This window comes from Solimonas variicoloris DSM 15731, assembly GCF_000382285.1.
In the GTDB taxonomy this organism is placed as follows: Bacteria; Pseudomonadota; Gammaproteobacteria; order Nevskiales; family Nevskiaceae; genus Solimonas; species Solimonas variicoloris.
In genome coordinates this window covers 1-20,598 of record NZ_KB907949.1, presented here as the reverse complement: position 1 = coordinate 20,598, position 20,598 = coordinate 1, and the positions used below count along the sequence as shown (strand labels likewise).

20 protein-coding genes, 1 tRNA gene and 1 pseudogene are annotated in these 20,598 nt (G+C 68.7%); 12 read left to right on the top strand and 10 right to left on the bottom strand.

Features of this window, described 5'->3' with window-relative positions; genetic code table 11:
- Positions 1-11: 11 nt before the first annotated feature.
- From H149_RS0117465 to H149_RS0117450, 4 genes are all read left to right on the top strand, one after another.
- Entirely contained in the window at positions 12-959 is a 948-nt protein-coding gene (locus H149_RS0117465) for a response regulator (RefSeq protein WP_020651067.1), read from the top strand.
- Between the two features lie 122 nt (positions 960-1,081).
- On the top strand, positions 1,082-1,438 hold the full coding sequence (locus tag H149_RS0117460; RefSeq protein WP_154654909.1) for a hypothetical protein: 357 nt from the start codon (positions 1,082-1,084) through the stop codon (positions 1,436-1,438).
- A gap of 95 nt (positions 1,439-1,533) precedes the next feature.
- The gene (locus H149_RS23475) at positions 1,534-1,935 is read left to right on the top strand and encodes a hypothetical protein (RefSeq protein WP_020651065.1); all 402 of its coding nucleotides are present in this window, start codon (positions 1,534-1,536) and stop codon (positions 1,933-1,935) included.
- A gap of 72 nt (positions 1,936-2,007) precedes the next feature.
- Positions 2,008-2,415: a hypothetical protein gene (locus H149_RS0117450; RefSeq protein ID WP_020651064.1), complete on the top strand. Its 408-nt coding sequence runs from the start codon at positions 2,008-2,010 to the stop codon at positions 2,413-2,415.
- A 543-nt stretch (positions 2,416-2,958) separates the two neighbouring features.
- Here H149_RS0117450 and dcd read toward each other — a convergent pair.
- The 3 genes from dcd to apbC form a co-directional block, all read right to left on the bottom strand.
- Entirely contained in the window at positions 2,959-3,522 is a 564-nt protein-coding gene (gene dcd, locus H149_RS0117445) for a dCTP deaminase (RefSeq protein ID WP_020651063.1), read from the bottom strand.
- Between the two features lie 63 nt (positions 3,523-3,585).
- Complete coding sequence (locus tag H149_RS0117440; protein ID WP_020651062.1) at positions 3,586-4,569, bottom strand: glycerophosphodiester phosphodiesterase; 984 nt, start codon at positions 4,567-4,569, stop codon at positions 3,586-3,588.
- A gap of 105 nt (positions 4,570-4,674) precedes the next feature.
- Positions 4,675-5,754 carry an iron-sulfur cluster carrier protein ApbC gene (gene apbC / locus H149_RS0117435; RefSeq protein WP_026353279.1) on the bottom strand — a complete coding sequence of 360 codons (1,080 nt, stop codon included), beginning with the start codon at positions 5,752-5,754 and terminating at the stop codon, positions 4,675-4,677.
- Between the two features lie 165 nt (positions 5,755-5,919).
- On the opposite strand from apbC, the gene H149_RS0117430 reads away from it, so the two are divergent.
- A complete protein-coding gene (locus tag H149_RS0117430; RefSeq protein WP_020651060.1) occupies positions 5,920-6,270 on the top strand; it encodes a DUF4870 domain-containing protein in 351 nt (116 codons plus the stop codon).
- Positions 6,271-6,324: 54 nt separating this feature from the next.
- On the opposite strand, the gene H149_RS0117425 is transcribed toward H149_RS0117430, so the two are convergent.
- The gene (locus tag H149_RS0117425; RefSeq protein ID WP_020651059.1) at positions 6,325-7,500 is read right to left on the bottom strand and encodes a S8 family peptidase; all 1,176 of its coding nucleotides are present in this window, start codon (positions 7,498-7,500) and stop codon (positions 6,325-6,327) included.
- Between the two features lie 233 nt (positions 7,501-7,733).
- A complete protein-coding gene (locus H149_RS0117420; RefSeq protein ID WP_020651058.1) occupies positions 7,734-8,117 on the bottom strand; it encodes a hypothetical protein in 384 nt (127 codons plus the stop codon).
- 134 nt (positions 8,118-8,251) lie between these two features.
- Between H149_RS0117420 and metG the strand changes: the two genes are divergently transcribed.
- From metG to nth, 3 genes are all read left to right on the top strand, one after another.
- The gene (metG, locus tag H149_RS0117415; protein ID WP_020651057.1) at positions 8,252-10,408 is read left to right on the top strand and encodes a methionine--tRNA ligase; all 2,157 of its coding nucleotides are present in this window, start codon (positions 8,252-8,254) and stop codon (positions 10,406-10,408) included.
- A 106-nt stretch (positions 10,409-10,514) separates the two neighbouring features.
- Complete coding sequence (locus tag H149_RS21560) at positions 10,515-10,937, top strand: RnfABCDGE type electron transport complex subunit B (protein ID WP_020651056.1); 423 nt, start codon at positions 10,515-10,517, stop codon at positions 10,935-10,937.
- 28 nt (positions 10,938-10,965) lie between these two features.
- Entirely contained in the window at positions 10,966-11,619 is a 654-nt protein-coding gene (nth, locus tag H149_RS0117405) for an endonuclease III (protein ID WP_020651055.1), read from the top strand.
- A 106-nt stretch (positions 11,620-11,725) separates the two neighbouring features.
- On the opposite strand, the gene H149_RS0117400 is transcribed toward nth, so the two are convergent.
- Together H149_RS0117400 and ald are read right to left on the bottom strand one after the other, a co-directional pair.
- Positions 11,726-14,146: a TonB-dependent receptor gene (locus H149_RS0117400; protein WP_169518372.1), complete on the bottom strand. Its 2,421-nt coding sequence runs from the start codon at positions 14,144-14,146 to the stop codon at positions 11,726-11,728.
- A 159-nt stretch (positions 14,147-14,305) separates the two neighbouring features.
- On the bottom strand, positions 14,306-15,427 hold the full coding sequence (gene ald, locus H149_RS0117395) for an alanine dehydrogenase (RefSeq protein ID WP_020651053.1): 1,122 nt from the start codon (positions 15,425-15,427) through the stop codon (positions 14,306-14,308).
- A gap of 128 nt (positions 15,428-15,555) precedes the next feature.
- Here ald and H149_RS0117390 point away from each other — a divergent pair, with 128 nt between their 5' ends.
- A complete protein-coding gene (locus H149_RS0117390; RefSeq protein WP_154654907.1) occupies positions 15,556-15,906 on the top strand; it encodes a hypothetical protein in 351 nt (116 codons plus the stop codon).
- A 74-nt stretch (positions 15,907-15,980) separates the two neighbouring features.
- Here H149_RS0117390 and H149_RS0117385 read toward each other — a convergent pair whose 3' ends face one another.
- Complete coding sequence (locus H149_RS0117385; RefSeq protein ID WP_154654906.1) at positions 15,981-17,804, bottom strand: Ig-like domain-containing protein; 1,824 nt, start codon at positions 17,802-17,804, stop codon at positions 15,981-15,983.
- A 164-nt stretch (positions 17,805-17,968) separates the two neighbouring features.
- Here H149_RS0117385 and H149_RS0117380 point away from each other — a divergent pair.
- Positions 17,969-18,044, top strand: a tRNA-Arg gene (locus H149_RS0117380).
- Positions 18,045-18,103: 59 nt separating this feature from the next.
- On the top strand, positions 18,104-18,475 hold the full coding sequence (locus H149_RS0117375) for a PaaI family thioesterase (RefSeq protein WP_020651050.1): 372 nt from the start codon (positions 18,104-18,106) through the stop codon (positions 18,473-18,475).
- Between the two features lie 104 nt (positions 18,476-18,579).
- Here H149_RS0117375 and H149_RS0117370 read toward each other — a convergent pair whose 3' ends face one another.
- Both H149_RS0117370 and H149_RS0117365 read right to left on the bottom strand, forming a co-directional pair.
- Positions 18,580-19,344, bottom strand: a complete 765-nt coding sequence (locus H149_RS0117370) for an amino acid ABC transporter ATP-binding protein (protein WP_051101896.1) — start codon at positions 19,342-19,344, stop codon at positions 18,580-18,582.
- A complete protein-coding gene (locus H149_RS0117365; RefSeq protein WP_026353276.1) occupies positions 19,337-20,284 on the bottom strand; it encodes an amino acid ABC transporter permease in 948 nt (315 codons plus the stop codon). The genes H149_RS0117370 and H149_RS0117365 overlap by 8 nt, the downstream gene beginning before the upstream one ends.
- A 139-nt stretch (positions 20,285-20,423) precedes the next feature.
- Between H149_RS0117365 and H149_RS23470 the strand changes: the two are divergent.
- Positions 20,424-20,598, top strand: a pseudogene (locus H149_RS23470) (IS5/IS1182 family transposase); the annotation flags it as partial.

The following is a 20,598-nucleotide window of genomic DNA, read 5'->3' as shown; positions in this document are numbered from 1 at the left end:
AGGGAATCGCCATGAGCAAGTCCACGCTGCTGCTGATCGACGACGAGGAGCGCATCCTGCGCTCGCTGGCGATGCTGTTCCGCGGCCAGTACGAGCTGATCGCGACCACCGATCCGGCGACCGCGCTGCGCGCCGTCGCCGAGCAGCGCGTCGACGTCGTCGTCAGCGACCAGCGCATGCCGCTGATGCGCGGCGCCGATCTGCTCAAGCAGGTGCGCGCGCGCTCGCCGCACACCATGCGCATCCTGCTCACCGGCTACTCGGAGCTCGACGCGGTGGTCGCTTCGGTCAACGAGGGCGAGATCTTCCGCTTCGTCAACAAGCCCTGGGACGCCGAGGACCTGCGCCAGACGGTGCGCCAGGCCGCCGAGATCGCCGGCTCGCTGCACGCCGCCGGCGCCGCGGCGCCGCCGCAGCCCCTGCAGACCGAGACCGGCCAGTTCGTGGCGCCGGCGATCGCCAGCGCCGAGACGATCCTGGTCCTCGACGACGACGCCGAGATCTACAAGACCGTGCAGGACATCGTCGGCAGCTCGCAGCCGGTCGCCTGGGCGCGCACGCTCGACGAGGCGCTGGCGGCCTTCGAGCGCGGCACGGTCGGCGTCGTCGTCTCCGAGCTGGCGGTCGGCGGCCAGAGCGTCACCGGCCTGCTGAAGATGCTCAAGGCCGAGTATCCGGAGATCGTCACGATCGTGCTGACGCCGTTCGCCGACGTCTCCGTGTTCATCGGCCTGATCAACCAGGGCCAGGTCTACCGCCTGCTGCCCAAGCCGCTGCGGCGCGGCGCCTTCAGCATGAGCCTGGCCAGCGCGCTGCGCCATCACCGCCTGCTGCGCGCCGCCCCAGCGCTGCGCGCGGCGCACGCGGTCGAGAAAGTCCGCGCCCCGGAAGAAGCCGGCGTCGCGGCGCGCGTCATGGGCTTTCTGTCGCGCATGCGCCGCGCCGGTGCCGGCGCCTGAGTGCCGGGCGCGCCGGTCTGCCGGAAGCCTCCGCTGATCGGTAGCCGGTACAGTCCTTGCGTACCTGGCGTAGTCTCTGACACTCAAACGCCGCATCCCGGTGGGGCCGGGGGGATCTATCCATGCGCTGTTTCGTTCTTGCCGCTTTGCTGGCGGCCTCGTCCGGGGCCGGCGCCGAAGCGCCGCGCCAGATCAGCAAACCGGATCTGCAGCACGCCAACGGCCTCGGCGAGGCCTACCGCACCTGCCTGCAGGACTCGCTCGGCGAGCGCTACATCGGCAGCGACGCCGCCGACCCTATGAAGCTCTCGCGCGAAATCGAGAACGGCTGCGAACCGCAGCTGCTGCCGGTGCGGCGCTTCCTCGCTGCCCAGGGCTATGCCGAGGCGGTCGTGCACAGCGTGCTCATCGAGATCAAGGCCAAGGCCGACGGTGCGGCGATCGCCGCCGTGCACCGGCTGCCGCGCTACCGCTTCTAGGCGGCCAGCGCCAGGCCGGCCGGACCGGCGTCGGCGTCGGCGTCGGCGTCGGCGCACCGTCCGCTATCATCGCGCGGTCTCGAAGGAGCCCTCGCATGTGGCGGTTGCTGCCGTTTGCCGTGTTGTCCGCGTTTGCCTGGCCGGCTTCGGCCGACGCGCCCGTGCCGGCCGATGTGCTGGCGGCCATCGCCGCCGACGCGGCGCACGAGGCCGCCCCGCCCGCTGACGCTGCCGCCATCGCGGCGACCGCGCAGGCCGCCGGCGCCGAGGCGCGCGGCACCTGCAGCCTGCGCGACGCCGGGCACTGGCGCTCGCGCACCGACCTGAGCCTCGCCGAATGCGCCGATGCGCTGGAATCGTCCGTGGCTGCGGACGGCGCCGACCACCTCGGCCAAGCGTATTGGCGCGGCACCTTCCTGGCCGCCAGCCGCAGCGCGATCTACCGCTCGACCGACGGCCGCGACTGGTCGCTGCTGCGCGAGCGTCGCTCGCCCTGAGCGTCAGCCGCTGCGGCAGGCGCGGCCGCTGGCGATAAGATGTCGCCTCGGCCCGCAACGGAATGCCTCCCCATGCTTCGCCCCGCCGTAGTTGTCCTGGCCCTGTCCGCCGCCCTGCTGTCGCCGCTCCAGGCCGCGCCACCGGCCACCACCAAGCCGCCGATGGCCGCGCCCGAGCCGTCCGAACCGGTCTTCGCGCCGGCGACGATTTCCTCGGAAACCTACGAACCAAAGACGACGATCGGCGGCGAGGCGGCACCGGCCTGCCAGATCAAGATCGGCACCGAGTGGATCGAGACGCGCACCGCGACGCTCGAAGAATGCGCCGCGCAGCTCGACCAGAAGGCACCCGTGCAGGCCAGGCCGATGAGCACCGCGTACTGGAACGAGCGCTATCTGGCCGCCGACGACAAGAACATCTATCAGGCCGACGGCGAAGCCTCGGCATGGAGCCTGCTGCGGCCGCGCGCGCGGCGCTGACGCACGCTCACGCCTTCAGCGCCCCGAGCGCGTCGCCGGATCGCCGGCCACGCGAGCGCGGCAAGGGATCGCGCGCCGTCGCGGATCGATCCGGCTTCAGGTCTTCTGCAGCGTGACGCCGGTCTGGCCCTGGTATTTGCCGACAGCGATGCCGCGCGAGCGACCCGGCGAGGGACCCGCGCCGCGGGATCGCCGGCCACGCGAGCGCGGCAAGGGATCGCGTACCGCCGCGAGCCGATCGGGCTTCAGGTCTTCGGCAGCGTGACGCCGGTCTGGCCTTGGTATTTGCCGCCGGCGATGCCGCGCGAGCGACCCGGCGAGGGACCCGCAACGCGGGATCGCCGGCCACGCGAGCGCGGCAAGGGATCGCGCGCCGTCGCGGATCGATCCGGCTTCAGGTCTTCTGCAGCGTGACGCCGGTCTGGCCCTGGTATTTGCCGACAGCGATGCCGCGCGAGCGACCCGGCGAGGGACCCGCGCCGCGGGATCGCCGGCCACGCGAGTGCGGCAAGGGATCGCGCGCCGCCGCGGATCGATCGGGCTTCAGGTCTTCGGCAGCGTGACGCCGGTCTGGCCCTGGTATTTGCCGCCGCGATCCCGATACGAGGTCTCGCAGACTTCGTCCGACTCGTAGAACAGCATCTGCGCCACGCCTTCGTTGGCGTAGATCTTCGCCGGCAGCGGCGTGGTGTTGGAGAATTCCAGCGTCACGTGGCCTTCCCACTCCGGCTCCAGCGGCGTGACGTTGACGATGATGCCGCAGCGCGCGTAGGTGCTCTTTCCGAGGCAGACGACCAGCGTCGAGCGCGGGATGCGGAAGTACTCGACGGTACGCGCCAGCGCGAAGGAGTTCGGCGGAATGATGCAGACGTCGGATTTAACGTCGACGAAGGAGCCGGCGTCGAAGTTCTTCGGGTCGACGATCGTCGAGTTGATGTTGGTGAAGATCTTGAACTCGTTGGCGCAGCGCACGTCGTAGCCGTAGCTCGAGGTGCCGTAGCTGACGATCTTGTGGCCGTTGACCTGGCGCACCTGGCCCGGCTCGAACGGCTCGATCATGCCCTGCGCCGCCATGCGGCGGATCCACTTGTCCGATTTGATGCTCACGCGCGTCTGCCCCGTAGTCCGGCGCGCATTGTAGCGGCGCCGCCAGCGGCGCGGCGCCGGCCTTCAGTCGCTGCACAGCGGCACGTCGCCGCTGCCCAGCTCCGGCGCCAGCAGCCGCGTGCTCGGCAGGCGCGCCTGCAGCGCCAGCACGCAGCCCGGATAGTTGGTGATCAGACCGTCGACGCCCATCTCGCTCAGACGCTGCAGCTCGGCCTCGCTGTCCGGCGTCCACGGCACGACCTGCTTGCCGAGCGCCTGCGCGCGCTCGACGAATGCGGCATCGAGATCGCGCGAGGTCGACTGCGGCGCGACGAAATCGTGCCCGCGCAGCGCCGCGTAGGTGAGCGAGACGCCGGCGCCGAGCGCCGACGGCGTCAGGTACAGCGTGCGGATGTCGCCATCGAGCTGCTTGATGCGGTCGAGCGCCAAGGGATTGAAGGACTGCACGATGATGCGATCCTTGATGCCGCTGGCCTGGATCATCGGCACCAGCACCTCGGCAGCGCGGAAGGCCTCGGCGAAGTTCTTGATCTCGATCGTGACCGTCGGCCGGTACGTACCTCGGAACGAAGCGGCGAAATCGAACAGCGCCTGCGCCGTCGGAATCGTCACGCCCTTGCCGCGCGCCGGGTGCGGCGCGCCTTCGTCGACTCGCGTGGTGTCCTGCCCCGGCGAATACCAGTAACCGGCATCGCAGGCGCTCAGCTCCGCAAGCGTGTGGTCGGAGATCTTGCCGCTGCAGTTCGTCGTGCGGTCGAGCGTGTCGTCGTGCATCAGCACTGGCACGCCGTCGGCACTCAGCCAGGTATCGGTCTCGAAGTCGTCGACGTAGAGGCGCGCGGCGTTGCGGTACGCCATCAAGGTGTTCTCCGGCGCGTAGGCCGCGCCGCCGCGATGCGCCGACACGAACGGACCGCCGGTGCCGACCGGCGGCACGCCGCCGTCAGCGGCGCCCGGCTCGGCGCTGCCGCAGGCCGCGAGCAGCAGCGCGCCGGCCGCGACACCGGCCCGGCCGGCCGCGATCCGCAAGTCCCAGCTCTTCCCCATCCCCGATTCCCCGTTGCGTTCTTGCGCGACGCCGGCCGAGCCGGTTCCGTGCAAAGATCACCTTAGCCGAGGAATTTTTCCCGCGCATGACGCGGGCGCGGCGCATCAGTCGTCGTGGATCTCGATGGTCGGGAAGGCCGGCGCGGCGACACCGTAGGCCAGCCGCGCCGCGGTGCGGCGCGCGATGTCGCGGTAGCGCTGCGTGATCTCCGACTGCGGCTCGGCCACCACCGTCGGCCGCCCGCCGTCGGCCTGCTCGCGAATCGACAGGCGCAGCGGCAGCTGGCCGAGCAGCTCGGTGCCGTACTGCGCCGCCATCTTCGCGCCGCCGCCCTCGCCGAAGATCGCTTCGCGGTGACCGCAGTTGGAACACACGTGCCAGGCCATGTTCTCGACGATGCCGAGCACCGGCACCTCGACGCGCCTGAACATCTGCAGTCCCTTCTTGGCGTCGAGCAGCGCGATATCCTGCGGCGTGGTGACGATCACCGCGCCGCTGACCGGAATGCGCTGCGCGAGCGTCAGCTGGATGTCGCCGGTGCCCGGCGGCATGTCGACGACCAGATAGTCGAGGTCCTGCCAGGCCGTCTCGTTGAGCAGCTGGCCGAGCGCCTGCGTGACCATCGGTCCGCGCCAGATCATCGGCTGGTCTTCGTCGACGAGAAAGCCGATCGACATCGCCTGCAAACCGTGCGCGATGATCGGATTCATGCGCTTGCCGTCCGGCGAGGTCGGCCGCGCCTCGGTGCCGAGCATGCGCGGCTGACTCGGCCCGTAGATGTCGGCGTCGAGCAGGCCGACGCGCGCGCCTTCGGCGACGAGCGCCAGCGCCAGATTGACGGCGACCGTCGATTTGCCGACACCGCCCTTGCCGCTCGCCACGGCGATGATGTTGCGGATGCCGGGCAGCGGCTGCAGGTTCTTCTGCACCGCGTGGCTGGTGATCTTCCAGTCGATCGCCAGCGCCACGTCGAGGCCGAGCGCCGCACCGATGCGCTGCGCAACCTCGGCCGCCAGTTCGTCGCGGATGCCGGCCGCCGGGAAACCCAGCGTGAGCCGCACGCGCGCATGATCGCCGGCGATCTCGGCCTCGCTCACCGCCCCGGCGGCGACCAGGCCGCGCCCGATCAGCGGGTGCACGCAGGCATCGAGAACAGTCAGCAATTGTTGGCGGGAAACGGACATCGGCAGATCCATCGGCGGAGGCGCGCAGTCTACAACCTCGCCGGCCGCGCGCGCCCGGCGAGATTCGGCGCACGGCGCGGCGCCACCCGAGACGCTTACGATGTCGCCACGGGTCGTCGCGCGCACCGTGCGTCGCCCCGGACCCGACCACGCTGGAACGAGGGAATGCGCATGAACACCGAGGTTTCGACCGCGCCGAGCAAGGACGACTGCAACATCGCCATGCTGGCGCACCTGCTGGGCATCTTCACCGGCTTCATCGGCGCACTGATCATCTGGCTGATGAAGAAGGACAGCTCGGCCTTCGTCGCCGAGCAAGCGAAGGAAGCGCTGAACTTCCAGATCACGATGGCGATCGGCTGGGTCGCGGCGATGATCCTCAGTGCGGTCCTGATCGGCGCGCTGCTGTTCCCGGTGCTGCTGGTCGCCAACCTGGTGCTCTGCATCCTCGGCGCGATCGCCGCGTCGAAAGGCACGTCGTACCGCTATCCGTTCGCGATCCGCCTGCTGCAGTGAGCGCCGGCGGCAGGCCGGGCGCCCGGCCCGGCCTGCCGCTGCCTCGCTCGGCGCTCAGTGGCGCACGTACAGCAGCGCATTCGGAGAACCGCTGCCGACGTTGCCGAGCACGCCGAGCGTCGCGTCGCCGAGCAGCGCGTCGGTCGCCTTATCCGGGGTCAGCCCCGGATCGGCACCGAGCAGCAGCGCCACCGCGCCGGTCACGTGCGGCGTCGCCATCGAGGTGCCGCTGATGGTGTTGGTCGCGGTATTGCTCGTGTACCAGGCCGAAGTGATGCCGGTGCCCGGCGCGAACAGATCGACGCAGCTGCCGTAGTTCGAATAGCTCGTGTCGCGCGAATCGGCGCTGGTCGACGCGCCGACCGTGATCGCCGCCGGCACCTTGTTCGGCGAGCCGCTGCAGGCGTCGGCGTTGTCGTTGCCGGCCGCGACCACGAAGCTCACTCCCTGGGCGATGGCGTTGTCGACGGCCTCGTCGAGCGTCGCCGAATCGCCGCCGCCGAGCGACATGTTGGCGACCGCCGGCAGGACGCGATTGGCAGCGACCCAGTCGACACCGGCGATCACGCCGGACGTCGAGCCGCTGCCGTTGCAGCCGAGCACGCGCACCGGATGCACCGTCGCCCGCTTGGCGATGCCGTAGGTGGTGCCGACCGCGGTCCCGGCGACGTGCGTGCCATGGCCGTTGCAGTCGCCGGTATTGGCGGCGTCGGTCTTGCAGCCGAGGCCGAGCAGATTGCAGAGCAGGCCGCCGCTGTTCGGCGCGAAGTTGCGCCCGGTCGCGACCCGGCCGGTGAACTCGGTGTGCGCGGCGTTGAGGCCGGTGTCGATGACATAGACGTGCACGCCCTGCCCGCCGCCGTCGGGATAGCGATAGAGCCCGTCGAGCGGCAGCGCGCGCTGGTCGACGCGATCGAGCCCCCAGGTCGCGCCGCCCTGCGTTGCATCGGCGGTCATCACCTGATCCTGCTCGACGCGCCGCACGCCGGGCAGCCGGGCGAGCGCCGCGGCCTGGCTGGCGCTCATGCGCGCCGCGAAGCCGAGCAGCGCGTGCTGGTAATGCGCCAGCACCTGTCCGCCGCCGACCTGCGCGAGCACCGACTGCGTGCGCTCGGCGATGCCGAGGCCGCGCTCGCGCGTGCCGAAGGCCGGCGTGTCCAGTTCGACGATGTACTGATTGGCGATCGGCTGCGGTGGCGCCGCGACGGCCGTCGCCGTCATGCCCAGCATGAGGATTCCCGCCAGCAGCCGGCGGCCCCGATTTGTGTTCCGTTCCATGGCACTCCCCTGATCCTGCTCGATGCACCGTCCGTCCCGCGGACGGCGCGGATGGCCGCAAGCCGCTGCGCCGCAGCGCTGTCCCGCCGGCCCCCGGGACAAAAGAAAGGCGGGTCTTGCGACCCGCCGAAGGCTTGATCAAGCAATGACGCTCTTGCGGCACCCGTCCGTGGCTGCCGTCATTCTCATTTCTTCGGCCCCGGCCCGCGCGGCGGCGCGTCCGGGCTGCCGTGGCGGTACGGCTGCCATTCGTGCCGGCGCAGGCCGCTGACGACGCGCTCCTGCGCTTCGTACGGGCGCTCGACGTCGAGATAGACGTTGTAGCCGTTGCGCGTGTACTGCTGATAGATCATCGGCAGCGTGGCGCCGAACGACCAGCTGCCGCCGTCGAGCCAGAACCAGAGCTGACGGTCCGGCGCATAGTAGATTTGCTTCTGCGGGTAGTAGATGTAGTGCTGCTGCGCGCGATAGCCGTGCGCGGGAGCCTGCGGCGGCGGCGCAGCGAGCACGATCGCCGACGGCGCCAGCAGTGTGCAGGACAGTGCAAGACCTCGGAGAAGGCGGCGCATGGAAGACTCTCCCGTGGAACGAGGATCGAGGCTAGGGCCCGGCACTGAATCGGGCCTGAACTGTAGCAGGCCCGCGCTGCCCGGCGGCGGGGCCGTGCGATAATTCGCGTTCGCTTCTGCCAGACGCTCCCTTCATGGCCCGCCAGATCCTCGTCACCAACGCCCTGCCCTACGCCAACGGTCCGATCCACCTCGGCCACATGGTGGGCTACATCCAGGCCGACGTCTGGGTGCGCTTCCAGCGCCTGCTGGGCAACACGGTCCACTATGTCTGCGCCGACGACGCGCATGGCACGCCGATCATGCTCGCCGCCGAAAAGGCCGGCATCGCGCCCGAGCAGTTCATCGCCGAGATCAAGGCCCACCACGAGCGCGATTTCGCCGACTTCCTGGTCGCCTTCGATCACTACCACTCGACGCATTCCGAGGAGAACCGCCAGCTCTGCGAGCTGATCTACACGCGCCTGCGCGCCGGCTCGCCGGTCAGCGCCGAGCGCGGCGAGATGCCGCCGGCGATCGCCAGCCGCACCATCCAGCAGCTCTACGACCCGGTCAAGGCAATGTTCCTGCCGGACCGCTACATCAAGGGCGAATGCCCGCGCTGCGGCACGCCGGACCAGTACGGCGACAACTGCGAGAACTGCGGCGCCACCTATTCGCCGACCGATCTGAAGAATCCGCGCTCGGTGGTTTCCGGCGCGACGCCGGTGCTCAAGGACTCCGAGCATTACTTCTTCGAGCTGCCCAAGTTCCAGGCCTTCCTCGAACAGTGGCTCGACGGCGACGTCGCGCATCCTTCGGTCAAGGCCAAACTCAAGGAGTGGTTCGCGTCCGGCCTCAAGGACTGGGACATCTCGCGCGATGCGCCCTACTTCGGCTTCGCGATCCCGCAGGCACCCGGCAAGTTCTTCTACGTCTGGCTCGATGCGCCGATCGGCTACATGGCCTCGTTCAAGGCCCTGTGCGAAACGCTCGCGGCGGGCAGCGAGCGCGATCCGTCCGAGATCTTCGCCGAGTTCTGGGACCCGCAGCCGAGCACCGCCGCCGAGTTCAGCACCGAAACCGGCGGCGCCTGGCCGCTGTCGACCGAACTGCACCACTTCATCGGCAAGGACATCGTCAATTTCCACGGCCTGTTCTGGCCGGCGATGCTGCACGGCGCCGGCTTCCGTGCGCCGACCGCGCTGCACGTCAACGGCTACCTGACGATCGACGGCGCCAAGATGAGCAAGAGCCGCGGCACCTTCATCAGGGCGCGCACCTACCTCAATCACCTGAATCCGGAATACCTGCGCTACTACTTCGCCGCCAAGCTCGGCAGCGGCGTCGACGATCTCGATCTCAACCTCACCGACTTCGCCAATCGCGTCAACAGCGATCTGGTCGGCAAGTACGTGAACATCGCCAGCCGCTGCGCCGGCTTCATCGACAAGCTGTTCGACGGGCAGCTCGCGGTGGCGATGCACGAGCGCACGCTGTTCGAGGACTTCGCCGCCGAAGCGGACAACCTGCGCGAGCTCTACGAAGCCGGCGACTTCGCCGGGGCACTGCGCGAGGTGATGGCGATGGCCGACGACGCCAACGCCGAGATCCAGAAGCTCGCGCCGTGGACGCTGGCCAAGGACGAGGCGCGCCGCGAGGAACTGCAGCAGGTCTGCACCACCTTCCTCAATCTGTTCCGCCAGCTGACGATCTATCTCAAGCCGGTGCTGCCGAAGATCGCCGCGCAGGTCGAGCACTTCCTCAACGTGCCGGCGCTGAGCTGGGCCGACGCCGGCAAGCCGCTGCTCGGCCACCCGATCCGCACCTACGCGCCGCTGGCGACGCGCATCGATCCGAAGGCGATCGAGGCGATGCTCGCCGAGGAGCGCGGCAGCGCGCCGGCGGAAACCGACAAGGCGGCGAGCGCGGCCCCGGCCAAAGCCGCCAAGCCCGCCGCCGACGCCGCCGGCGCCGCGCCGGCAACGATCGGCGTCGAGGACTTCGGCAAGGTCGACCTGCGCATCGCGCGCATCGCTGCGGCCGAGCATGTGGAGGGCGCCGACAAGCTGCTGCGCCTGCAGCTCGACCTCGGACCGCTCGGCACACGCCAGGTGTTCGCCGGCATCAAGGCGGCTTACGCGCCGGAAGCGCTGGTCGGCCGCCTGACGATGTGCGTCGCCAATCTGGCGCCGCGCAAGATGAAGTTCGGCATGAGCGAAGGCATGGTGCTGGCCGCCAGCGACGAACGCGGCGGCCCGTTCCTGCTCGCACCGGACGCCGGCGCCGAGCCCGGCATGAAGGTGAAGTGACGCCACGCCTGTCATGGCGAGAAGCCGAAGGTGACGACGACGCCATGCAGCGGCATCAGCTGATCTGGCTCCGCCACGGGATGGCTTCGTCGCGAGGCGCCCGGCCATGACGACTCAGTCCTTTCAGGTCGCCCTGATCGACGAGAGCCGCTGCATCGGCTGCGCGAAATGTCTCGTCGTCTGTCCGACCGACGCCATCGTCGGCGCCGAGCGCTACCTGCACACGGTCATAGCGCAGGAGTGCATCGGCTGCGCGCTGTGCCTGCCGCCCTGCCCGGTCGACTGCATCGAAATGCGCGCCGTGGCGCAGAAGCCGTTCGATGATGCCGTGGCGCGGCAGCGCGTGAAGGCGCGCAAGCTGCGCCTCAAGCGCCGCGACGAAGAGCGCGAGGCGGAGCGCGAACGGCGCAAGGCGATGCTGAAAGCGCGCGCCGCCTCGGCCGACCCGGGCGAGGCGGCGCCGGCCGCCGATCCGCTGGCCCGCGCCCTCGCCGCGGCGCGCGCGCGCCGCGGCCCTCCGCAAGCCTGACGCCAGGCGCCGTCCCGCCCTCACCCAAATGAACCCCGCCAAACGCCACGAGATCTTCCGCCGCCTGCGCGACGCCAACCCGGCGCCGACCACCGAGCTGCGGTACACGACGCCGTTCGAACTGCTGGTCGCCGTCGTGCTGTCGGCGCAGGCCACCGACGTCGGCGTCAACAAGGCCACGGCCAAGCTGTTCCCGGTCGCCAACACGCCGCAGGCGATCCTCGCGCTCGGCGAAGCCGGCCTGCGCGAGTACATCAAGACCATTGGCCTGTACCAGACCAAGGCGAAGAACGTCATCGGCCTGTGCCGCCAGCTCATCGAGCAGCACGGCGGCGAGGTGCCGCGCGAACGCGAAGCGCTCGAAGCGCTGCCCGGCGTCGGCCGCAAGACCGCCAACGTCGTGCTCAACACCGCCTTCGGCGAGGCGACGATCGCGGTCGACACGCACATCTTCCGCGTCGCCAACCGCACCGGCCTGGCGCCGGGCAAGAACGTGCTGCAGGTCGAGCGCAAGCTGCTCAAGGTGGTGCCCGAGGAGTTCCAGCGCGACGCCCATCACTGGCTGATCCTGCACGGTCGCTACATCTGCAAGGCGCGCAAGCCCGAGTGCGGCCGCTGCGCAATCGTCGATCTGTGCGAGTACAAGGCCAAGACGCCGTTCGATCCGCCGCCGGTGCGCTGAGCGCAGGCCGGGCGCCACCACGCAGCGGCGCCGCCGACCGCAGACGACGCTGCGACTAGGCGCGGCGCGACGTTCGCCGGCCGCGCCGCGGTATCCGTCGGCGACGCTACCAGTTGATCGCGATCGCCGCGTAGTACTGGCGGCCGGCCGCCTGCTGCGCGTAGAACGAACCCGGGAACAGCACGGCGTCGGTCGACTGGTTCAGCACGCGCTTGTCGCCGAGGTTGCTGCCGCCGAGCGTCAGCGACCACAGATCGTCGGCGCTGCCGACGCTGACGCGCGCGGCGTACTGCATGTAGCCGCCGACCCGCGTGTGCGGATCGAGATCGGTGTCGGTGTACTGCTCGCCCTGCCAGATCGCGTCGGCGGCCAGGCGCACGAGCAGCGACTCGAAGGGCACGCTCACGATCGGCGTCAGCGTGCCGGTCTGCTTCGGCGTGAACGCCAGGCGCTCGCCCTTGAGATTCTGCGTCGCGCCGATGCCGGCCGAGATCGGCGCCGGAGCGTCCGGATAGTCGTCGTAGGTCGCGTCGATGAAGCCGAACGAGCCGTTGAGCATCAGCGGCTGCCACGGCGTGCGCCACTGGAAATCGGCCTCGACGCCCCTGGAGGTCGCGCTCGCGTTGCCGACGTTGGTGGTCGCGCCGTGGAACGCGAGCACCTGCAGGTTCTCGAGCTTGGTCTGGTAGACGGCGAGATTGAAGTTCAGCTTGCGATTGAAGAAGCGCCCCTTGAAGCCGCCTTCCACCGTGCCGGCCCTCTCCGGCTTGAAGGCCAGATCGTCGCCGGTGTACGAGAGCGAGTTGTAGCCGCCGCTCTTGTAGCCGCGCGCGTAGCTCGCATAGAAGTTCAGGTTCGGGTCCCAGATGTACTGCAGCGCGACCTTCGGCGACCAGTCGGCCTCGTCGCGCTTGAGATCGTGCCGCGCATAGTCGTTGGCGCCGAGCAGCAGCGGCGTCAGGCAGTTCGGCGCCGTCCTGCAGTGCGCGGTGCCGGCGGTGTCGACGTCCTTGGTCTCGCGGTTGTAGCGCAGGCCCGGCGTCAGCGCCCAGTGCTCGCTGATGTTCCAGGTCATCTGCGCGAACAGCGCACCGGACTTCAGTTTCTGGCGGTAGTCGAACTGGTAGTCGTCGTCGCCGATGAACGCCGACAGCAGATCGCCGAGCCCCGGGATCACGGCGATATTGCCCGGCAGCGCGTCGAGGTTGCCAGTCAGCAGCTGCCAGGCATCCTGTGTGAGGAAGTAGGAGCCGATATCGTCGCCCGCCTTGATCCTGGCGCGCAGCTTGTAGTTGGACTCGAAGAAAAAGCCGCCGGCGACGAAGTCGACGGAACGGCCGAGGCCGAACAGGCTGTCGGTGCGGCCGCTGAAGCGCAGCTCGACCGAGGTCTGCCCGTAGTCCTCGTAGTTGTCGAGGCGCAGCAGGTCCGCCGGCGAGACGTCGAGGTCGTTGAGCTGGTTGATCGCCAGATTGCTGTAGCCGGCAACCAGCACCGTGTGCGCATCCTGGATCACGCCGAGATCGCCCATCGCCCAGTCGGTCTTCAGGCTTTCGGTCGCGGAATTCTTGTTGATGAAGCCGGGCTGGTCGAACGAGGTGACGAAGTTGTACGGATCACCCTCGATGGCCGGATCGAAGGCCTGCAGGTAGTTCGTCGTGCCGGTGTCGAGCGCGAACAGCTGATAGGGCCAGAAGTTGATGTCGGTGACGGAGCGCTGCAGCGTCAGGTCCATCGTCACGTCTTCGTGTGGCAGCAGACGCAGCTTCAGGCGGCCCGCCTTCTGGCGCATCTTGTCCTCGTCACGATCGAGGTACTCGTTGCGCAGCTCGCCGTCGCCGGATTGCGCGAGCAGCGACAGGCGCGCGCCGAACCAGTCGTTGAACATGCCGCCGACGCCGCCTTCGAGGCGCTGCTCGTTGTACTCGGCGGTGCTCAGGCGGATGTTGCCCGAGAAGGTCTCGGTCGGACTCGCGGTGATGACGTTGTAGAGACCGGCGACGGTGTTCTTGCCGAACAGCGTGCCCTGCGGACCGCGCAGCACTTCGACGCGGTCGATGTCAAACATCGACTCGGTGAAGTACGCGCCGCGACCATAGAAGATCTCGTCCTCGACGAAGCCGACCGAGCTTTCGAAACTCGGGTTGAAGGTGTTGGTGCCGAAGCCGCGAATGAAGACCTGCGGCGAGCCGAGGTCGTCGGCGTCGACGCGCACGTTCGGGATATAGACCGAGGCGTCGGCCAGATTCGAGGCGTTGATGTCCTTGAGCATGTCGCCGCTCAGCGCCGACACCGACAGCGGTACGTCGTGCAGCGACTGCTTGCGCTTCTGCGCGGTGACGACGATTTCGGTCAGGCCCTGGCCATCGTCACCGGCCGCATCGGCCGGCAGCGGCGGTGGCGTCTCGGCGGCGAGCGGGATCGTGTCGAGCGGTGCGGGGTCCGGCGCGAGCTGCAGCGCGGCGGCGTCCGGTGCGCCGGGTGGCTGGGCACGGGCGTCGATGCAGACGAAGGGAAGAGCAACCACGAACGCTGCCAAGGGGCGCATGAGGCCTCCGCATTGAGGGTAGTCATCCCATCGCTGCCAAGCGGCCGCAGCGCGTGCCAGGATGGCGTGAATCTAACAGGCCTTTGCGCGCCCCGCCCAATGTTTCACGCTACGCCCCCGCGGCGGAATACGCCCGGCTCAGGCGGCCTCGAGCGCGAGCGGCGGCGGCACGTACGCATGTCCGAGCGCCTCGGCGACGGCCCGGCAGCTCAGCTGGCCGCGATGCACGTTGAGGCCGTCACGCAGATGCGGATCGTCGAGCAGCGCCGTGCGATAACCCTTGTCGGCCAGCGCCAGCGCGAACGGCATCGTCGCGTTGGTCAGCGCGAAGGTCGAGGTCCGCGCGACGCCGCCTGGCATGTTGGCGACGCAGTAATGCACGATCCCGTCGACCAGATAGGTCGGTTCCTCGTGCGTGGTCGGCTTCGAGGTCTCGAAGCAGCCGCCCTGGTCGATCGCCACGTCGACGATCACCGTGCCCGGCTTCATGCGCGCGAGCATGCCGCGCGTCACCAGCTTCGGCGCGGCGGCGCCCGGCACCAGCACCGCGCCGATCACCAGATCGGCCTTCGCGAGGCTGGACTCGACCGCGTCGACCGTCGAATACAGCGTCGTCAGGCGGCCGTCGAAGCTGATGTCGAGCCAGTTCAGGCGCGGCAGCGAGCGGTCGAGGATCGTCACGCGCGCGCCCATGCCGACGGCGATGCGTGCGGCGTTGTAGCCGACCACGCCGCCGCCGATGACGACGACCTCGGCCGCCGGCACCCCGGGCACGCCGCCGAGCAGCACGCCGTTGCCGCCGGCCGCCTTCTCCATCGCGTGCGCGCCGGCCTGGATCGACATGCGCCCCGCGACCTCGCTCATCGGCGCCAGCAGCGGCAGGCCGCCGCGCGCGTCGGTGACGGTTTCGTAGGCGATCGCCGTGCAGCCGGAGTCGAGCAGCGCGCGGGTCTGCGCCGGGTCCGGGGCCAGATGCAGATAGGTGAACAGCACGTGATGGGGTCTCAGCATCGCGCACTCGGCCGGCTGCGGCTCCTTGACCTTGACGATCATCTCGGCGGTCGCGAAGACCTCGGCCGCCGTCGCCAGGATCGTCGCGCCGGCACGCCGGTACTCGGCGTCGTCGATGCCGATGCCCAGGCCGGCGCGCGTTTCGACGAAGACCTCGTGCCCGTGCGCGCTCAGCTCGCGCACGCCGGCCGGCGTCAGGCCGACGCGATACTCGTGATTCTTGATTTCCTTCGGCGTGCCGATCCGCATGGCGAGGCTCCGGTTGGGGCCGCCATTATTCCGCCGCCGCCAGCGGTTCGGCCTTCGTGAACATCACCCAGGACCGGGGACAATCCCGGAATGCCTACAATGCGCGCTCCGCCGCCGACGAGAGCCCCATGCCGCCCCCGCGCCGTTCCCCTCGCGCCTTCCCGTTCATGCTGCTGGCCGTCGGCATCGGCCTCAGCGGCTACTACGGCCTGCAGTGGACCAAGCTGCCGCAGTACAGCGACGCCGACCTCGCCGCGTCGACCGAACTGAACGTGCAGCTCGAACTGCAGTCACGCAACGCCCGGACCGACGCCGCCGGCCTCGAACGCCTGCGCCGGCAGGTCCGCCAGGAACTGCAGGCCGACATCGAGCGCGAACGCAGCGAAGTCGAAACCGGCCTCGGCGCCGGACTGATCGCGCTGGTGCTGGCGATCGGCCATTTCGTGCTGGCGGGGTTGCTGAACCGCGAGCGGCGCTGAAGCGGCGAAGCCGCGCCGCAAACGACGACGGCGGCCGAGAAGGCCGCCGTCTGTAAATCGCACTTGGCTGAGCGTTAGTACGGCTTGCTGCAGTCCGGGTCGAGCCCGAAGGGACTGTCGGGCGGCAGATACGGTAGATCATCAACAGAAACCGGCAACCAAATGTCCCTGTATTCCGTCGTCTCGGTGCCGGCCACGCTGGCGACTCCGATGATGCGGACCTCCACAAACTGCCCGAACTCCTTGGGATACGTCACATTGAACTGAGCGGTTCCATCCGCCCCCAAGGTTACGGTTGCCGGCACCGTCGCGACGCGACCCGGCTCCAGAATGCCGTCGCCATCCGTATCCTCGTTCAGCGAATCGATGATGTCGTTGAGGTTGACATCTTCATTGGGGCAGGTCGTGGCTGGCACATCGCCAGTGGCCGGCCGCTTACCCTTTGCGAATCGTAAAGACTGTATCGACAGCGTGAACTGCGCGTTCTGCACCGGATTACCCGACGAGTCATTGATCAGCACCGTCCACGGGTCCTGATAGGTCGACTCGTCCTTGGAGACGATCTTGCTGCCGGTGCCGAGCGTGATGCTGACCGCGCGCGCGCCGACGGTCAGCAGCGCCGTGTCGCTGATCGCGGCATTGCTGTGCACCTTGCCGGTGACCACCACGTTCTGGCTGGCGCTCGTCTGCGATGTCGCCGTATAGGTGATCTTGGCCAAGCCCTGGCTGTTGGTCACCGCACTCGGCGAGGACAGCGAGCCGCCGGTGATGTCCGACACCGAGAAGTCGACCGTGACGTTCTTGACGAGATTGTTGCTCGGATCGCGGACGATCGCCGTGATCTCGCTGGTCTGGTTGGTCGCGAGTACGGCCGGACTGGCCTGCACGTCGATTTTGTCCGGCGTCACCGCGACGAATTCCAGCGACAGCGAGGCCGAGGGCTTGGTCAGCGCCGTGCTGCTGGCGACGACCTCGGCGAAGCCGGCTTCGGCGGACTGGATCGTCACCGTGGCCACCCCGTTGCTGGTCGTCGCCGACGCGGCCGAGAGCTGACCGCGCGTCGCGGTGAAGTTGATGACCGTGCCGTCCGGCACCGGCGTGCCGCTTTGCAGCCAGCGCACCGAGACCGACTGGTTGACGCCGAGCTTCACTTCGGCCGCCACCGCCGGCGCCGTAAACGAGAACTGGTCGGTCGAGACCTTGATCGACTTGGTCGCCGTCAGACCCAGCGCCGTCGCGGTCAGCGTCGACGCGGCGTTGGTGGCCTTGAGCTTGACGGTGATCTGGCCGGCGGCGTTGGTCACGTACGACGATGCGCTGAGCGTGTTGCCCGCCTCCGTCGACACGCCCACCGTCTTGCCGGCGATCGCCACGCCGGCGGAATCGGTCAGCGTGATGGTGTACGGCGTCTCGACGTTGATCTGCGTCGAATCGAGACCGGAAATATTCAGCGTCGTGCCGATCACGTCGATGCTGGCCGAGGCCGACAGGCTGCCGGTCTTCGCCGCGACATTGATCGTGCGGTTCTGCGGATCGCCGCCCGTCGTGACCACGGCCGTCACGCGGCCGTTGTCGTCGGTCGTCGCCGGATTGGAGACATTGATTTCCGACGAATCCTGCGAGCTGAACGTCACCGTCACGCCCGGCACGACGTTGTTGTTGACGTCCTTGACGATTGCCGTCAGCGTCACGCCGTCGGTGACGGCCGAGGCGTTGGACGACAGCTGCGGGGAACTGGCGAGCAGGGTCAGCGATGACGCCGTCGTGCCGCCCGTGGTGCCGCCCGTCGTTCCACCCGTCGTGCCGCCGGTGGTCTCTCCATCGCTGAAGCCGCCGCCGCCGCAGGCCGCGAGCATGAGCACGGCCAATACCGCCGCGTGGCGCTGAATCAGTTTCAACACGAGATACCCCCCAAGGGCTGCCCGTCGGGCATAACAGTTCAGGTCGGATGCTAGCCGGAAAAACGATACCAAACAAGAAACTCTGCAACGTTTTGAAACCATTGCCGCAATGTTGCAGCGCTTGCTTGGCCGGCCCGGCGATGCCGTATCATGCGCGCCCCGCCTCCGTAGCTCAGTGGATAGAGCGACCGCCTCCTAAGCGGTAGGTCGCAGGTTCGATTCCTGCCGGGGGCACCACGATTCCCTCCGTCCGCGGCATGGGGCCGTCGAGCCGGCGGTCGACCAGGAGCGCGGCGATGAGGGTCAGCGGGCAGATCGAATTCAGCATCGTCGAGCAGACGCCGGAGCGCGTCGTCGGGCAGATGCCGGTGCAGGCCGGCATCCTCAACCCGTTCGGGATCGCCCATGCCGGGGCCGTGCTGTGGTTCGCCGACGTCTGCGCGACGGTGCTGAGCTTTGGCGGCACGACGATGGAGCCGGGCCAGAGCGGCTTTCCGCTGGCGATCAATCTCAACGCCGCCCTGCTCGGCAACCAGAAGGACGGTACGTTCACCGCGACTTCGGTATTCGTGAAGCACGGCCGCCAGCTCAGCGTGGTGCGCACGACCGTGACCGGCGACAACGGCCGGCTGATCGCCGAGGTCACGACCAGCCACGTGCCGGCCTGATAGGGCCGCAACGGCTCGGCCGCAGCGGCGCGAAATCCGCCGCACCGCCCGACATCCGCACCCCGTTCGCGCGCGACGCCGCGGCCGGCGGACGACGTCTTGCGTTACTTCAGCACCTGGCCGAGGAAGCCACGCAGGCGCTCGTTGTCCGGCGCATCGAAGAAGCGCTGCGGCGCGTCCTGGTAGACGATCTCGCCGGCCTCCATGAACACGACGCGATCGGCGACGGCGCGCGCGAAGCCCATCTCGTGCGTGACCACGCACATCGTCATGCCCTCGCGCGCCAGCACCTGCATCACGTCGAGCACTTCGTTGACCTTTTCCGGATCGAGCGCCGAGGTCGGTTCGTCGAACAGCATGATGTCGGGCTGCATCGCCAGCGCGCGGGCGATCGCGACGCGCTGCTGCTGGCCGCCGGACAGCTGCCCCGGATGCGCGGCAGCCTTGTCGGCGAGGCCGACCTTGTCGAGCAGCTGCTCGGCGCGCCGCCGCGCCTCGGGCTCGTCGACGCCGGCCACGACGTGCGGCGCCAGCATCAGGTTCTGCAGCACCGTCTTGTGCGGAAACAGGTTGAACGACTGGAACACCATGCCGACGTGCGTGCGCAGGCGGTTGAGATCGGCCTTCGACGCATGCACGGACTGGCCGAGCACGTGAATCTCGCCGCTGGTGATCGTTTCCAGCGCGTTGAGCGTGCGCAGCAGCGTCGACTTGCCCGAGCCGCTGGGCCCGATGATGCAGACCACCTCGCCGCGCCGCACCTGCAAGGAAACGTTCTTCAGGCCGACGACGCCGTTGGCGAAGGTCTTGCCGACCTCGCGCACGTCGATCAGCACGTCCGGCGCCACGGCGGATATGGGCTCAGTCATGGGCGAGCCTCTTTTCCAGGCGGCGCACCAGGACCGACAGCGTGCCGGTCAGCAGCAGATACATGGCGGCGACGGTGAACCAGACCTCGAAGGGGCTGAAGGTCGAGGCGACGACCTCGCGACCGGCCTTGGTGAGGTCGGTCAGGGCCATGACGGACACGAGCGAGGAATCCTTGATCAGGTTGATGAACTGGCCGGCGAGCGGCGGCAGCGTTTTCTTGAAGGCCTGCGGCAGCACGACGTGGCGCATGGCCTGCGGCACGCTCATGCCGAGGCTGCGCGCCGCCTCCATCTGGCCGCGCGGGATCGCCTCGATGCCGGCGCGCATGATCTCGGCGATGTAGGCGCCGGTGAACACTGCCAGCGCGGCCACGCCGGCAGTGAAGGCCGACAGCTTCAGCACCGTGCCGACGAAGAAATAGAAGATGAAGATCTGTACCAGCAGCGGCGTGCCGCGGATCAGCTCGACGTAGCTCGTCGCCAGCGCGTAGGCCGCCGGATTGCGCGACACGCGGCCGAGCCCGGCAATCAGACCGAGGAGCATCGCGAACACCAGCGCCACGGCCGAGAGCTTCAGCGTCATCCACAGACCGAGCGTCAGCGGCCCGGCAACGAGGCCGCGCTTGCGCGCGACCGGATCGTTCTGGAAGACGAGATCGCCGTCGCCGACCAGCAGGTCGTCGAAGCCGCTGATGGTTTCGTGCCGCCCGCCCTTGAGCTCCTTGAGCGTCAGGCTCTTGCCGTCGGCGTTGACCGACACGAAGCCGTCGTACGACGCCTTCAGCTCGGTGCCCTCGTTGCTGACCAGATACTGCGGGATGCGCTGCCAGCGCCAGCTGTACTCGATGCGCTTGCTGGCCATGTAGAGCGTCGCGCCGAACGCGACGAGCACGGCCACATAGACGCCGTACCACCACCATCGATGGGAAGAACTCTGCATGGATCTTAATAAGTCGGCCCTGAACAACCCGCCCGCCCCTTACCCGGCGCGGGCTGAGCACCCTTGAGGCCTTGCCGAATCCTCCAGTTTCCAGTGCAATCGCATTCACTTTCTGGAAGATTTGGAGCGCAGGTTTTCAATGACCACCCCGGACTTTTTCCGCGCCCGGCTGGATGCGATGATCGATCTGCGTCACCCGCTCGCGGTATTGGCAACCCGCATGCCGTGGGCCGAGATCGAATCGGCGCTGGCGCCGTGCTTTGCCCGTCAGGACCGGCAGGGACGCCCGATCGAAGGCCTGGATCTGTTCGGCC

Bases quoted from the DNA above. Each gene is read 5' to 3' on its own strand.
- H149_RS0117420 (WP_020651058.1), bottom strand. From the start codon at position 8,117: ATGCGCCGCCTTCTCCGAGGTCTTGCACTGTCCTGCACACTGCTGGCG.
- H149_RS0117430 (WP_020651060.1), top strand. From the start codon at position 5,920: ATGCGCATGAACACCGAGGTTTCGACCGCGCCGAGCAAGGACGACTGC.
- H149_RS0117460 (WP_154654909.1), top strand. From the start codon at position 1,082: ATGCGCTGTTTCGTTCTTGCCGCTTTGCTGGCGGCCTCGTCCGGGGCC.
- ald (WP_020651053.1), bottom strand. From the start codon at position 15,427: ATGCGGATCGGCACGCCGAAGGAAATCAAGAATCACGAGTATCGCGTC.
- H149_RS0117370 (WP_051101896.1), bottom strand. From the start codon at position 19,344: ATGACTGAGCCCATATCCGCCGTGGCGCCGGACGTGCTGATCGACGTG.
- nth (WP_020651055.1), top strand. From the start codon at position 10,966: ATGAACCCCGCCAAACGCCACGAGATCTTCCGCCGCCTGCGCGACGCC.
- apbC (WP_026353279.1), bottom strand. From the start codon at position 5,754: ATGTCCGTTTCCCGCCAACAATTGCTGACTGTTCTCGATGCCTGCGTG.
- H149_RS0117440 (WP_020651062.1), bottom strand. From the start codon at position 4,569: ATGGGGAAGAGCTGGGACTTGCGGATCGCGGCCGGCCGGGCCGGTGTC.
- H149_RS0117365 (WP_026353276.1), bottom strand. From the start codon at position 20,284: ATGCAGAGTTCTTCCCATCGATGGTGGTGGTACGGCGTCTATGTGGCC.
- H149_RS0117425 (WP_020651059.1), bottom strand. From the start codon at position 7,500: ATGCTGGGCATGACGGCGACGGCCGTCGCGGCGCCACCGCAGCCGATC.
- H149_RS21560 (WP_020651056.1), top strand. From the start codon at position 10,515: ATGACGACTCAGTCCTTTCAGGTCGCCCTGATCGACGAGAGCCGCTGC.
- H149_RS23475 (WP_020651065.1), top strand. From the start codon at position 1,534: ATGTGGCGGTTGCTGCCGTTTGCCGTGTTGTCCGCGTTTGCCTGGCCG.
- H149_RS0117465 (WP_020651067.1), top strand. From the start codon at position 12: ATGAGCAAGTCCACGCTGCTGCTGATCGACGACGAGGAGCGCATCCTG.
- metG (WP_020651057.1), top strand. From the start codon at position 8,252: ATGGCCCGCCAGATCCTCGTCACCAACGCCCTGCCCTACGCCAACGGT.
- H149_RS0117390 (WP_154654907.1), top strand. From the start codon at position 15,556: ATGCCGCCCCCGCGCCGTTCCCCTCGCGCCTTCCCGTTCATGCTGCTG.
- H149_RS0117375 (WP_020651050.1), top strand. From the start codon at position 18,104: ATGAGGGTCAGCGGGCAGATCGAATTCAGCATCGTCGAGCAGACGCCG.
- H149_RS0117450 (WP_020651064.1), top strand. From the start codon at position 2,008: ATGCTTCGCCCCGCCGTAGTTGTCCTGGCCCTGTCCGCCGCCCTGCTG.